General features: G+C 69.9%; 9 protein-coding genes. 3 read left to right on the top strand and 6 right to left on the bottom strand.

The window, feature by feature from the left end:
- Positions 1-60: 60 nt before the first annotated feature.
- Complete coding sequence (gene dnaG, locus Pph01_RS00145; protein ID WP_204070824.1) at positions 61-1,929, bottom strand: DNA primase; 1,869 nt, start codon at positions 1,927-1,929, stop codon at positions 61-63.
- Between the two features lie 189 nt (positions 1,930-2,118).
- Here dnaG and Pph01_RS00140 point away from each other — a divergent pair, with 189 nt between their 5' ends.
- Positions 2,119-2,964 (top strand): M23 family metallopeptidase, encoded by an 846-nt coding sequence (locus Pph01_RS00140; protein ID WP_204071258.1) that lies wholly within the window; start codon positions 2,119-2,121, stop codon positions 2,962-2,964.
- Between the two features lie 12 nt (positions 2,965-2,976).
- Here Pph01_RS00140 and Pph01_RS00135 read toward each other — a convergent pair whose 3' ends face one another.
- Positions 2,977-4,233, bottom strand: coding sequence for an NAD(P)/FAD-dependent oxidoreductase (locus Pph01_RS00135; protein WP_204070823.1), 1,257 nt, complete (start codon positions 4,231-4,233; stop codon positions 2,977-2,979).
- Positions 4,234-4,466: 233 nt separating this feature from the next.
- Positions 4,467-5,762: a deoxyguanosinetriphosphate triphosphohydrolase gene (locus Pph01_RS00130; RefSeq protein WP_204070822.1), complete on the bottom strand. Its 1,296-nt coding sequence runs from the start codon at positions 5,760-5,762 to the stop codon at positions 4,467-4,469.
- A 276-nt stretch (positions 5,763-6,038) separates the two neighbouring features.
- On the opposite strand from Pph01_RS00130, the gene Pph01_RS00125 reads away from it, so the two are divergent.
- Positions 6,039-6,863: a hypothetical protein gene (locus Pph01_RS00125; protein ID WP_204070821.1), complete on the top strand. Its 825-nt coding sequence runs from the start codon at positions 6,039-6,041 to the stop codon at positions 6,861-6,863.
- A gap of 4 nt (positions 6,864-6,867) precedes the next feature.
- Here Pph01_RS00125 and Pph01_RS00120 read toward each other — a convergent pair whose 3' ends face one another.
- Positions 6,868-8,706, bottom strand: a complete 1,839-nt coding sequence (locus tag Pph01_RS00120; RefSeq protein ID WP_239116305.1) for a M14 family metallopeptidase — start codon at positions 8,704-8,706, stop codon at positions 6,868-6,870.
- Between the two features lie 160 nt (positions 8,707-8,866).
- The gene (ppdK, locus tag Pph01_RS00115; RefSeq protein ID WP_204070820.1) at positions 8,867-11,503 is read right to left on the bottom strand and encodes a pyruvate, phosphate dikinase; all 2,637 of its coding nucleotides are present in this window, start codon (positions 11,501-11,503) and stop codon (positions 8,867-8,869) included.
- A gap of 353 nt (positions 11,504-11,856) precedes the next feature.
- Between ppdK and Pph01_RS00110 the strand changes: the two genes are divergently transcribed.
- Positions 11,857-13,335, top strand: a complete 1,479-nt coding sequence (locus tag Pph01_RS00110; protein WP_204070819.1) for an alpha/beta hydrolase — start codon at positions 11,857-11,859, stop codon at positions 13,333-13,335.
- 140 nt (positions 13,336-13,475) lie between these two features.
- Here the strand turns inward: Pph01_RS00110 and Pph01_RS00105 are convergent, their stop codons facing one another.
- Complete coding sequence (locus Pph01_RS00105; RefSeq protein ID WP_275412779.1) at positions 13,476-14,147, bottom strand: ClpP family protease; 672 nt, start codon at positions 14,145-14,147, stop codon at positions 13,476-13,478.
- Positions 14,148-14,159: the final 12 nt, after the last annotated feature.

Here is a 14,159-nt window from a genome sequence, read left to right as displayed (position 1 = left end):
ATACCGTATTGAGATCAAAAATAATGTTTGACCGTCACGGGATGTGGAAAGGAGAATTCTTCAGGCTCCGGCGGCGCGTTCTCTGAGCACGCGATGCTGCTGTTCGAGAGCCACCAGTTCGCCGAAGAGCCGCTTGTATTCCTGCTGTTCCTCGACCGGGTTGAGCCGCTGCAACCGTGACTTGACCTGGGCCAGCGCCCGGCCGACCGCGGTCTCGTGGAGCTTGGCCAGCATCGCCGCGGCGTACCGCTCCTCGACGGCGGTGTCGGCGCGCAGCGCCTCGACGGCGAACCGGGTCGTCATCGACCGGAGGTCGGCCCCCGCCTCCCCCGTCTCCCCGGCGGAGCCGGCCTGCTCGAGCAGCCGGTCGACCCATTCACGACCGCCCGGCCCTCCCGTGACGGTCCCGCCGACGCCGATGATCATCCCGTACAGGCCGACGTGCTCCGGGAGCGTGAAGGTCTCCGCGCCGAGCGCGTCGAACTCCGGCCCGAGCAGCGCCGGTCGCTGGACGGCGAGCTTGAGCACCTCGGCCTCCAGTCGCACCGCGGGATCGACCGTCTCCTGCTTCGGCGCCCGCGCCTGGCCGGGGCCCCGGTCCCGTCCGATGACCTGCTGGATCCTCCGGATGACGAAGCCCTCGTCCATGAAGCCGAGCCAGCGGTCGAGGTCGACGACGTACGTCTTGCGCAGACCGGGGTCCTTGATGCCCGCCACGACGGGGGCGACGGCGTCGAGCGCGCCCAGACGTCCCTCGTTGGTGTTGAGGTCGTACCGGGACAGGACGCTGCGGATGGCGAAGGCGAACAGCGGCTCCCGGCTGGCCACCAGGTCCCGCACGGCCGCGTCCCCCTGCTTGACCCTCAGGTCGCAGGGGTCGAGCCCGTCCGGCTGGACGGCGACGAAGGTCTGGGTGACGAACTTCTGCTCGTCCTGAAAGGCCCGCAGCGCGGCCTTCTGCCCGGCGGAGTCGCCGTCGAAGGTGAAGATCACCTCACCGCGGAACTCCGCCTGGTCGAGCAGGAGCCGGCGCAGGACCTTGATGTGCTCCTCGCCGAACGACGTGCCGCAGGTGGCGACCGCCGTCGGCACCCCGGCGAGGTGGCAGGCCATCACGTCGGTGTAACCCTCGACGATGACCGCCTGGGACCGCTTGGCGATCTCCCGCTTGGCCAGGTCGACGCCGTACAGGACGGAGCTCTTGTGATAGATCGGGCTCTCGGGGGTGTTCAGGTACTTCGGGCCGTCGTCGGACTCGAGCAGCTTGCGCGCTCCGAAGCCGATGACGTCGCCGGTGATGTCCCTGATGGGCCAGACGAGGCGGCCGCGGAACCGGTCGATCGGCCCCCTGCGGCCCTCCCGGGCGATGCCGCCCCGGATCAGTTCCTGTGCGGTGAACCCGCGGCCCATGAGGTGCCGCGACAGCGCCTCCCATTCGGCGGGCGCGTAGCCGACGCCGAACCGCTCCGCGTCGACGCGCTCGAAGCCGCGCTCGGACAGGAACCGCCGTCCCGGCGCGGCGTCCGGCGTGGCCAGACGCTCGGCGTAGAACTCGGCGGCCGCCCGGTGCGCCTCGATGAGGCGGACCCGCTCTCCCTGCTCGCGGCCGGGCACGTATCCGCCCTGCTCGTAGCGGAGCTGGATCCCGGCCCGCTGTGCGAGCCGCTCGACGGCTTCGGTGAACGTCAAGTTCTCGATCTTGCGGACGAACGTGATCACGTCGCCGCCCTCGGCGCAGCCGAAGCAGTAGTAGTAGCCGCGGGCGGGCGTGACGTTGAACGAGGGCGATTTCTCGTCGTGGAAGGGGCACAGGCCCTTCAGATTGCCGCCACCGGCGTTGCGCAGCTGGATGTGCTCACCGACCACATCGGCGATCGGTGATCGTTCGCGAACGACCGCGATGTCCTCGTCACTGATCCGCCCTGCCACTCTGGCGATTTTAGGGCCTGTCGGCGGTGCGGTGGGCTCCCCCCGCCCAGACGGGATCCGGCCGGTATGGCGGCGGCGCCGTACGGCCGCCCCGGACGGCGGGGCCGGGCGACTTCAACGAACAGGTCGTGACGAATGCGGCGGTCCGTTACAAAGGAGAAGTTCAGTAAGGTCAACCAGGTGGAGATCATGCGATCGGGGAAATTGGCCCTCCTCGCGGGTGCCGGATGTCTTGCGGCCGCCTGCAGCGGGCCGTCCGGAGACGCCGCCGCGACCGCGGCGCGACCGTCGTCGTCGGCCACATCCACATCCACATCCACAGGCGGCACGTCCGCGGCCGGCACGCCCTCGGGAGCCGCCGCCACCGCCCGGCCGGCGAACGGGAAGCCCGCCGGGAGCGACCCGGTACGGGTCCTGCCGCCCAAGGTGTCGCCTTTCACCTACGTGTTCCCGGTCAAGGGATGCCGGACGACCTATACGCGCAAACTGCTGGCCGGCCTGCCCAAGAGCACGATCTGGGCGGGCAAGGGATGCGCCTTCGTCGCGCCGGTCGACGGCGTCGTGCGCGAGGTGAACACCGAGAGCACGTGGAAGCCGGACACGGACGTCGGCGCGGACCGGGAAGGCCGCTTCGTGACGATCCTCGGCAAGGACGGCGTGCTCTACCTGGGCGGCCACCTCTACTCCGTCACACCGGGCCTGAAGCCGGGCGCCAAGGTCAGGGCCGGGCAGCGGCTGGGGTCGATCGGCAACTCCGGCAACGCGCTCGACACGGCGGCCAACCTCTACTTCGGCATCTCGTGGCCGACCGACCCCAAGTACTGGTGGATCCGCCGGGGCATGGTCGAGCCGTGGACCTTCCTGGACGCGTGGCGTAGCGGGAACCGCACGCTGTCGCCCAAGCAGACCGTGATCAACGTGCGCAAGCGGGTCGGCGCGCTCCCCAAGTGCACGGTGCTCTGCGTGCCCAGGCCGGTGCAGAAGACCGATCCGCAGAGCACGCAGAGCCCGCCGGCCGACGGCGCGGCCGCCTAGATCACGGGCAGGTCAGGCGAGCAGGTCGCCGAGGGGGACCTCGGGGTCGGCGAGCCGTCCGAGATCCACGGCCCTGCCCTCCTGTCCCGCCCGCACGAGCGACTGGATCTCCTGGGTGACGTCCCACACGTTGACGTTCATCCCGGCGAGCACGCAGCCCTCCTTGACCCAGAAGGCCAGGAACTCGGGCGCGACCCCCGTGTGGATCGCCGGGTCGCCGCGGTACACGACCTGGTCATGGCCGGTGACGTCCCCGGAGAACTCCATGCCGAGATCGAACTGGTCGGTGTAGAAGTACGGCACGCGGTCGTAGACGACGTCCTGTCCCAGCATCGAACGGGCCGCGGCCGGGCCTCCGTTGAGCGCGTTGGCCCAGTGCTCCACCCGGATCCGGCGCCCGAGCAGGGGGTTGACCGCCTCAGCCACGTCGCCGGCCGCGTAGATGTCCGGATCGGAGGTGCGCAGCGACGCGTCGACGACGATCCCGTCCGCGATCTCCAGCCCGGCGGTCCTGCCGATCTCGACGTTGGGCGCGGCGCCGATGCCGACGACGACGTCGGTCGCGGCCAGCACCTCGCCCTCCGAGGTGACCACCTCCTGGAGGCCTGACGTGCCGCGCAGCGCCTGGACCGAGGCGCCCAGCCGGAACTCGACGCCTCGCGTCCGGTGCAGCGCGGCGAAGATCTCGCCGACAGACGGGCCGAAGGTCCGGTGGAGCGGGGTGGAATCCGGCTCGACGACCGTGACCGCGCATCCCGCCTGCCGGGCGGCGGCCGCTGTCTCCAGGCCGATCCACCCCGCACCGACGATCACCACGTCGCCCCCGCGCGCGAACGCGGTGCGCAGCGCCTGACTGTCGGCGACGGTCCTGAGGTAGTGCACGCCGTCGAGGTCGGCGCCCTCCACGCCGAGCGTCCTCGGCCTCGCGCCGGTCGCGATCAGCAGCTTGTCGTACGGCTGTGCCGCGACGACGTCCCGCCCGTCCCCCGTGGTCAGGGTGACCGTGCGCGCCTTCGGGTCGATGCTCGTGGCCGTGGTCCCCAGCCGCAGGTCGACGCCCTGGACGTCGTACCACTCAGGCTCGTGGACGTAGACCTTGGCCAGGTCCGTCGATCCCTGGAGATAGCCCTTGGAGAGCGGCGGACGCTCGTACGGGCGCTCCCGCTCGCTTCCCACGAGCACGATGTCCCCGGTGAACCCCTCGGCGCGAAGGGTCTCAGCCGCCTTCGCCCCGGCCAGCCCGGCGCCGATGATCACAAAGGTGGGCATGGTTCCTCCTTGACCTCTCCTCGTGCCGCCTGCCACAGGCCACACGCCGTCGAAGCTATCTCAGGCGGTCGGATGCCCACGGCGCTTCCCCCAGACGACCGAGGCGGCACAGACCGGCCCGGACAGGCCCGGACAGGCCCGATCAGACCCCGACAGGCCCGATCAGGCGCGATCGGGCCGCGGTCACATGCGGGTGGACAGCCGCCGGTGCCAGGCCGGGACAGAGGCGTCGGTCACGCGCGGGCGGACAGCCGCCGGTGCCAGGCCGGGGCCGAGGCGTCGGTCAACGAGGCGATCTGGTCGACGACCGCGCGCAGGCGCCCCGCGTCGTCGGCGGCCTCCTCGAACCGGGGGCGCAGGGCGGGCTCGAGCGTCCCGGGAGCGCCCAGCATGATCAGCGACCCGAGCTCCGCGATCAGTTCGCGCTGCCTGGCCTGGGTGGCGTGGTGGTCCTCCCTGGACATCACGTACGTGGCCGTCACCCCCTTGAGGAGCGCGCACTCCAGCCGGGTCGCCGCGGGCACGACGAGGTCCATCGTGTGACGACCCGCCGGCTCTCCCCCGGCCCGCGTCCCGCGGACGGCGGCGGAGCCGTACACGTCCCGGGTGGCGTCCTGCGCGGACGTGCAGAAGCGCCCGATCAGCCCGCTGGTGAGGCGCTTGAGCCCGGCGAGGTCGACCAGGCCGGCGTCGAACCGGCCCGGCCAGAGCGGGTCGGCGACCAGCCGGGTGAAGATCTCGGCGAGTTCGTTCAGGTCGGCGTCGGGCACGTACCAGTCGCGCGTCAGGCGGCAGACCGCCGCCCGCTCCCCGGGGTCGCGCAGCGCGTCGAGGGTGACGTGGCCGGAGGTGAGGGCGTCCTCCAGGTCGTGGACGGAGTACGCGACGTCGTCGGCCCAGTCCATGATCTGCGCTTCGAAGCTGACCGAGCCCGCGGGGGCGCCCTCCCGGATCCACTGGAACACCGGGAGGTCGTCGGGATAGACGCAGTACGGCCGGCCCTCGCGGGCGTGGGGCACGCCGGGGGCCTGGAAGGCGTGGCTGGTCCAGGGGTACTTGCACACCGCGTCGAGCGTCGCGCGGGTCAGGTTGAGCCCGGCGCTGCGGCCGTCCTCCGTCACGACCTTGGCCTCCAGGCGGGTGAGCAGGCGCAGGTTCTGCGCGTTGCCCTGGAAGCCGCCGCACTTGGCCGCCATGCGGTCGAGCGCCATCTCGCCGTTGTGCCCGAAGGGCGGGTGGCCGAGGTCGTGCGCCAGGCAGGCCGTCTCCACGAGATCGGGGTCGCGGCCGAGGGCCTTGCCCATCTCGCGGCCGATCTGGGCGCACTCGAGGGAGTGGGTGAGCCGGGTGCGCGGGCTGTGCATGCTGGCGGAGTCGGTCGGGGTCACGACCTGGGTCTTGGCCGCGAGGCGGCGCAGCGACGCGCTGTGCAGCACCCGCGCCCTGTCCCGCTCGAACGCGCTCCGCTCGGGATTGCCCGGCGGCTCGGGCACCCAGCGCGCCTGGTCGTGCTCGTCGTAGCGGGTCATCCGCCCTCCTTTCCCCTGTTTCCACTCTGTTCCACAGCGTTCCCACACTGTTCCCGCGCTCCGCCTGCTCCGGAGGCGGGGAGAGAACCGTACCCGGCGAATCCCCACCTCACGACGAACGGCCTGAGAACACTGCGGGGCACTCAGGTCGGGCCCACCCGCGAAGGCGCGTCGATCGACAGGGATTTCGACATTGATGACTTTGCCCGGGTCAAGCACCATGAGTGGAGCTCGGGGAATGGGTCGGGGATTCGTCACGCCTGACAAGGAGCTTCGGTGTCCGATCGTGAGCTCGTGGAGGTCCTCCGGTCCGGGCCCTTCGAGCAGGCCCTGCGGGTGGCGATCCGGACGCGGGGGCTGAGCCTCGACCGCATCCACGCCCGGCTGCGCGAGCGGGGCGTGCGCATCAGCCTGTCGAGCCTGAGCTACTGGCAGCGGGGCCGGTCGCGGCCCGAGCGCGCCGCCTCCCTCGTCGCTCTGCGCGAGCTCGAGGCCATCCTGGCGCTCCCGCCGTACTCGCTGATCGGCCTGCTGGGACCGCCCCGGCCGCGCGGTCGCCGTACGGACCCGTCACCCGGCCTGATCACGGTCCTCAGCCAGCACGAGCAGGTGGTCGTGGGCGCGGACCGGAAGCGGCGGCTGGCCCGCGCCCGGATCGTCCTGCGGGCGACGGCGCCGGGCACCGACCGTTGCGTCATCGCGCATCCGCCGGGCATCCGGCTGCTCCGGACCGACTGCTGCCGGCCGGGGCGCAGCGGCCCGGACGAGACGGGGACGCGCACGCTCGACGAACTGATCTTCGATCGGCCGCTGGCCGCCGGGGAGACGAGGGTCCTCGAGTACTCGACCGGATTCTCCGGTGGCGCGCTCGACGCGGACCATCATGTGCGTCTCCTGCACGTCCCCGTGCAGCAGCACGTCGTGCAGGTCCGGTTCGAGGGCCCGGCGCTGCCGGTCCGCTGCTTCCACACCTGGTCCCCCGACCCGTGGGCGGAGCCGGGGGACGCGGGCGAGTTGCACGTCGACGCGTACGGCACGGTCCATCTCATCGACGCGGACGCCCGTCCGGGCGCCCGCGGGATCCGATGGGAGTGGGTCTGACGGGTCAGGACTGGGTGATCTTCACCTCGTCCACGCCTGCCTCCACGAGGCTGGCGCCGGAGGCGTCGGCGGCGTCCACGAGGATCCGCACCTGCTGCCCGGCGAAGCCGCTGATGGAGGCGCTGGCCGTGCTCCAGGCGGCGTCCCGGTCGGTGGCGGCGCCGAGTTGCTGGAAGACGGTGCTCGTCGTGTTGCCCACGACGCGTACGCGCAGGTAGTCGGCGCTGGAGGAGTTGGACCCGTGGCCGAGGTACCACGAGAACGACAACGTGAGGTTGCCAGATGCCGGGAGCGTGATCAGCGGGGATCGGATCGAGGTCACGCCGCCGTCCACGTCGAAGTCGCCCGCGCTCGTCCCGGCCGCGGCGCCGGTGACCAGGTCGAAGCTGCCGCCGGCCGTCGTCCCCAGCTGCTTGGCCCCGCTGGAGTTGGTGTCGGCCGGGTTGGCCCGCTCCCAGGCTCCGGAGGTCGCCGTGTCGGTGCCGGAGGGGTTGGCGGTCCAGCCGGTGGCGGTCTCGAACGTGTCGGAGTAGACGGTCGTGGGCGCCGGTCCGCCGCCGCCGCAGTACGTCGACTCCTTCCCGATCACCCGGTAGACGCAGTCCGAGTACTCCAGCAGCATGAGGACGGCCGCCTTGTTCCGCGCGGTCTGCGTCGCGATCTGCTCGTCACCCGGGTAGAAGCCCGGGTTGCTCGCGACGGGATACATCTCGAACGTGTAGCTGAAGATCTTCTGGGTGGCCCACAACCAGTCGTCGATGGAGCCGTCGGTGATGTAGAGGTCGCTCGCCTGCTCGGGGGTGTAGCCGTTGGTCGCCGCCATGTTCCTGCCGAGCGTGGCGAAGGCGTTCCTGTCGTCGGCCGTCAGGCCCGGCCCGGTGTCCGCGGTCGTGTACCCGTACGGCCACAACACGAGCTCGCCGTAGGTGTGGAAGTCGATGTTGGTCTTGATCTGCTGTACGCCGCCGACGACCCGGCTGCGCACCCAGTTCGCGGTGGCCCTCACCTCGGGGGCCGACTCGCCCGCCGAGCCGCGGTAGGTCTCGCTGGAGGTGCTGCCCGACGAGCCGCCGCAGCAGCCCCAGTTGTAGGCCCAGTTGCGGTTGAGGTCGGTGCCGACGCTGGAGGAGCCGGAGTTGGGCTGGCGGTTCTTGCGCCATGACCGGTACGACCCGGTCGCGACGTCGTACTCGCCGCCGTCCGGGTTGAGGTCGGGCAGGATCCAGATCTCACGCGTGTTCACGAGATCGGTGATCTGGCTGTCGCTGCCGTAGGAGTCGGTCAGCAGGTTCATCAGGTAGATCGCCATCTCGACGGTGAGATGCTCGCGGGCGTGCTGGTGGTGGGTGAACAGCACTTCGGGCTCGTTCTCGTCCGTGCCCACGTTGTCACTGATCTTGACGCCGATGAGCGCCCTTCCCTCGTACGACGTGCCGTAGGTGAACTTGCTCGCGATGGCCGGGTGATCGGCCACGAGCTGGTTCACCACGGCCGTCAGCTCGGCGTAGTTGTGATAGCCGGAGTCGGCCGGCGGGAAGTCCAGGGTGTGGACCTGCCCGTCGTCGGTCTCCGCGGGGAGCTCGGTCACGGTGAAGCCGAGCCGGCGAATGGCCTTGACCTCCTCGGGGTTGGCCGTGACCACCACGTTCCTGCCGTGGACCTCGTCGATCGCCGCACCCGTGCGCGCCACCGCGGAACGTTGGGTGACGTTCGACGGGCCGTCGACCTGGTACTGCTTCGACGGGGGCGGCTCCGTGGCTGACGACGCCGGCGGCCCGGCCACGAGGACGGCCGCCAGGACCGTCAGGATGCCTAATGAAGGTAGGAACAGGCCTCTTCTCACTCCACGCCCTCCCTGAAGGTAGGTACGTAGAGTGATCAAACAGATTCAGGCCATCAAGAGCCGCCGGATCCACGGCCCCATTCCGTCAACCCTCCCGTCGTCCGGGACTTCCGACCAGGGCCTTCCACAGTGAATCCGGCGGATCTGTGGAACTTCACAATCAGCGGGTGTCGCTCTCCGGCGAGGCGAGGGCCGCCCGCCCGGCCTCCAGCCGCGCGACCGGCACGCGGAAGGGCGAGCAGGAGACGTAGTCCAGGCCGATCTCGTGGCAGAAGTGCACACTGTCCGGATCGCCGCCGTGCTCTCCGCAGATGCCGAGCTTGAGTCCGGGCCGGGTGCGCCGCCCCTCCTCCGCCGCGATCCGCATGAGCCGCCCGACGCCGTCCCTGTCGATCGTCTCGAACGGCGAGACGCCGAAGATCCCGAGGTCGAGATACCTGCCGAAGAACGCGCTCTCGACGTCGTCGCGGGAGAAACCCCAGCTCATCTGGGTCAGATCGTTGGTGCCGAAGGAGAAGAACTGAGCCGCCTCGGCGATCTGGCCGGCGGTTAAGGCCGCCCGCGGCACTTCGATCATCGTGCCGATGAGGGCGTCGACGCCTGTTTCGGCGAGGATCGCCTGGGCCTCCTCGCGGACGATCTCCAACTCCTGCACGGCCCCCACCAACGGAATCATGATCTCCGCGTGCCGGGCACCCGTGCGCTTCGCGGCCGTGGCGATCGCCCGCACCTGCATGGCGAACAGGCCGGGGATGGTGAGGCCGAGCCGTACCCCGCGCAGGCCCAGCATCGGGTTCTGCTCGTGGAGCCGCTTCACCGCCTCCAGCAGCCTGCGGTCCTTGTCCTGCGCCTCGTCCCCGGCGAGGGCCACCCGGACCGACAGCTCGGTGATGTCCGGCAGGAACTCGTGCAGGGGCGGGTCGATCAGCCTGATGGTCACGGGAAGCCCATCCATGGCCTCGAACAGCCCGGTGAAGTCGGCGGTCTGGAGGGGTTCGAGCGCGTCGAGCGCGGCCTGCCGCTCCTCGGGCGTGACGGCCAGGATGAGGTCCTCGACGAGACGGCGCCGGTCGCCGAGGAACATGTGCTCGGTACGGCACAGCCCGATCCCCTGAGCTCCGAACCTCCTGGCCCTGGCGGCGTCCTCCGGCGTGTCGGCGTTGGCCCGCACGCCGAGGGCACGCACGGAGTCGGCGTGGGCCATGATCCGGTCGACGGCGGCGACCAGTTCGTCGTCCGGGCGCCTCCCCTCGAAGTACTCCACCACGGGGGACGCGACGACCGGGACCTCGCCCAGGTAGACGGCGCCGTCGCCGCCGTCGATGGAGATCACGTCGCCCTCCTCGACGACCGTGCCGTCCGGAGTGGTGAAACGCCGGGCGGCGACGTCCACCTCGAGCTCCTCCGCGCCGCACACGCAGGTCTTGCCCATGCCGCGGGCGACCACGGCGGCGTGCGACGTCTTGCCTCCCCGTGAGGTGAGGACGCCCCTCGCCGCGATCATGCCGGACAGGTCGTCGGGGTTGGTCTCCCGTCGCACGAGGATGACGTCCTCGCCGCGCCCGGCCAGCTCGACGGCCCTGGCGGAGGTGAACACCGCCCTGCCGACGGCGGCGCCCGGCGAGGCGTTCATGCCCGTCGTCAGCCGCCGGTCGTCCTCCTGCGTCGCGAACCGGGGGAACATGAGCTGGGCGAGCTGGTCGCCGGTCACCCGTGTGACGGCCTCGTCCATGTCGATCAGGCCCTCGTCGACGAGCTGGATCGCGATCCGGAACGCCGCCTCCGCGGTCCGCTTGCCGACCCTGGTCTGCAACATCCACAGCTTGCCACGCTCGACCGTGAACTCGATGTCGCACAGGTCGCGGTAGTGGCCCTCCAGCGTCGCCATGATCTCGAGCAGCTCACGGTAGGAGGCCGTGTCGATCCCTTCCAGCTCCTGCAGGGGCACGGTGTTGCGGATCCCCGCGACGACGTCCTCGCCCTGCGCGTTCTGGAGGTAGTCGCCGTAGACGCCCTGCTGCCCCGACCCGGGGTCTCTGGTGAACGCGACACCGGTGCCCGAGTCCGCCCCGAGGTTGCCGAAGACCATCGCGACGATGTTGACGGCGGTGCCGAGCCCGGAGGGGATGCGCTCCTGCCGCCGGTAGAGCACGGCCCTGGGCGCGTTCCACGAGTCGAAGACGGCGCTGATCGCGAGGTCCATCTGCTCGCGCGGGTCGGCGGGGAATTCGCGGCCGCTCTTGTCCCGGACGATGCCCTTGTACGTCTCGACGAGCCGCTGGAGGTCGGCCGCCTCGAGGTCGGTGTCCTCCCTGTCGCCCTTGAGCTCGTCGATCGCGTTCTCGAACAGGTCGCCGTCGATGTCCAGCACGGTCTTGCCGAACATCTGGATCAGCCTGCGGTAGGAGTCCCACGCGAACCGCTCGTTGCCCGACTGCTTGGCCAGGCCGAGCACGGACTCGTCGTTGAGGCCGATGTTGAGGACCGTCTCCATCATGCCGGGCATGGAGAACTTCGCCCCGGACCGGACGCTGACGAGCAGGGGGTCGTCGGAGTCGCCCAGGCGCTTGCGCATCCGGGTCTCGAGGTCCGTGAGATGAGCGGCCACCTCGCCGGCGAGGCCGTCCGGCATGCCGCCGTGGCCGAGGTAGTGGCGGCACGCCTCCGTCGTGATCGTGAAGCCGGGCGGCACGGGGAGACCGAGATTGGTCATTTCCGCCAGATTGGCGCCCTTACCACCGAGCAGATCTTTGAGGTCCTTGTTGCCCTCGGTGAAGTCGTAAACGTACTTGGGCACGTGAGCTCCTTCGCGACTTCAAAATCCAACGCGCAGATGCCCGGACTCTACCGACAAAAATCAGGGTGAAACATCACACCCCTCCCAATAAGCCATATGCCCAGGTGGGAAGGTATGTATAGGTCTAATCCACTGCATAGTCACGTAAAAATCGATCATTTTTCCAGGGGTACGCAAGTGGTATAAACCAATTTCACGACATCGCCGGTGATTCACTTCATGTTTCGACCGGGTTAATTGGTGTAGACCATTTCTCAGGCGGGCGCCGTTTCCGGTGAGTCTGCTCACATCACACGGGGCCGTACGGTATAAAGAAGCAACCCTCCCGATACAACCGATTACGGAGGGTACACGTGTCGCGAAGGCTCTGGCGTGCCACGCTGGCGGGGATCGTGGGTTTCGGCGCGGCGGGGCTCGGCGCGGCAGGTTGCGGCTCCAAGGGGACCGCCACGGCCGGTGCCACCCGCCTCGACCCTCTTTCGTGGTCGCAGTGCGAGCAGGTCTCGACGTCCTCCGGGTTCGAGTGCGCGACGATGAACGTGCCGCTCGACTACGCCAAGCCCGACGGCGAGCAGATCGGCATCGCCCTGATCCGGCTCAAGGCCACCGATCCCAGCAGGCGGCTCGGCTCGCTCGTGTTCAACTTCGGCGGTCCGGGCGGATCAGGCGTGTCCACGCTGCTCAACGCGGCCTCCGCCTTCTCCGTCCTCGGCCGGCGCTACGACCTCGTCAGCTTCGACCCCCGCGGCGTGGACCGCAGCAGCGGGGTCAGGTGCCTCGACGACAGGCGGATGGACCAGTGGCTCGCCGAGGAGCCCAATCTGAACGCCGTGAAGGAGCGCGACCTCGACGTCGAGTTCGCCAACGCCTGCTACCAGAGGTCGGGGAAGATCCTTCCGTACATCGGCACGGTCAACGCGGCGCGGGACATGGACATGCTCCGCGCCACGCTGGGCGACTCCCGCCTCAACTACTTCGGCTTCTCCTACGGCACCCACCTCGGCGCCGTTTACGCCACGCTCTACCCCAAGAACGTGGGCCGGATGGTGCTCGACTCCGCGCTGGACCCCTCGGTGAGCATGCTCGAGATGTCCAAGACCCAGGCGCTGGGCTTCCAGCTGGCCTACGAGGACTATCTGGCCGACTGCGCGAAGACCAGGCAGAGCTGCACGCTGGGCGCCGACAAGGCCACGGCGAACGGCGCGGTCCTCGCACTCCTCGACGAGCTGGGGAACCGCCCCGTGAAGGTCGGGGACCGCGAGGTCACCGCGACAATCGCCAGGACCGGCATCACACAGGCCCTGTACAGCAGGCTGACCTGGCCCCTGCTCACCGACGCGCTGACCGACGCCAGGAAGGGCGATCCGGTCGGCCTGCTCGCCCTCGCCGACCAGTACGCGGGACGCCAGCCGAACGGGACCTACTCGACGCTGCAGTCGTCCCTGCCCGCCATCCTCTGCGCGGACACGACCGAGCGCCCGACCGTCGACCAGGCGAACACGCTGGCGCGGCAGCTGCTGAAGCCCACCCCGATCTTCGCCGCCACCGCGGCCAGCGCGGGCATGTGCAGCGTCTGGCGGACGCCGGGCGAGGACACCAACAAGCACGTCAACGCCACGGGATCGAACCCCATCGTCGTCGTCGGCGTCACGCACGACCCGGCCACGCCGTACCAGTGGGCGCCCAGGCTCGCCGGTCAGCTCCGCACCGCCGTGCTGCTCACCCTGAACGGCGAGGGCCACGGCGCGTACGGCCAGAGCCCGTGCATCGACACCGCCGTCAACGCCTACCTGAACGACGGCAAGGTCCCCGCCAACGGCCTCACCTGCTGACCCGGGCCCGGTCCTCGCGAGTCCATGGGCGTCCGGGGTCGGGTCAGTGTCAGGCGGTCAGGTCAAGTGCCTGGAAGGTGAGGTCAGGGTCCGGGGGCGAGCCGGGGCGCCGGGGGCAGGTCGCCTCGCCGGGGGTCGGGTCAGGTCGCCCGGGCGGCGGCGAGGCTCGCCACCACGTGGTCGACGATCCCGTACTCCTTGGCCTCCGCCGCGGTGAACCAGCGGTCGCGGTCGGAGTCCTGCTCGATCCGCTCCACGGGCTGGCCCGTGTGGGTGGCGATGCGCTCGGCCATCAGCTTCTTGGTGTAGCGCATCTGCTCGGCCTGGATCGCGATGTCGGCCGCGGTGCCGCCGATGCCGCCGAGGGGCTGGTGCATCACGATCCGGGCGTGCGGCAGGGCGTACCGCTTGCCCGGGGTGCCGGCGCAGAGCAGGAACTGCCCCATCGACGCGGCCAATCCCATCGCCACGGTGACGACGTCGTTCGGCACATATTGCATCACGTCGTAAATGGCCATCCCCGCCGACACCGAGCCGCCCGGTGAATTGATGTAGAGGCTGATGTCACGCCGTGAATCCTCCGCCGTCAGCAGGAGCAGCTCCGAACAGATCTTGTTGGCGATCTCGTCGTTCACCTCCTGGCCGAGAACGATGATGCGCTGACCCCGCAGGCGGTCTCCGAGCTGCTCCCTGCGCTCGCCCGGGCGTCCCTGATCCGTCATGTGGTCTCCCTGGTAGTGCCGATCCTCCAGGCGACAGTAACGCCGGATGCCGGCGAAAAGCCCGATCTTTTCGCCGTGGGCACATTTCACTCTCAGCGCATA

The sequence above is a fragment of the Planotetraspora phitsanulokensis genome, assembly GCF_016863295.1.
Taxonomy (GTDB): domain Bacteria; phylum Actinomycetota; class Actinomycetes; order Streptosporangiales; family Streptosporangiaceae; genus Planotetraspora; species Planotetraspora phitsanulokensis.
This window is presented reverse-complemented; position numbering and strand designations above follow the sequence as displayed.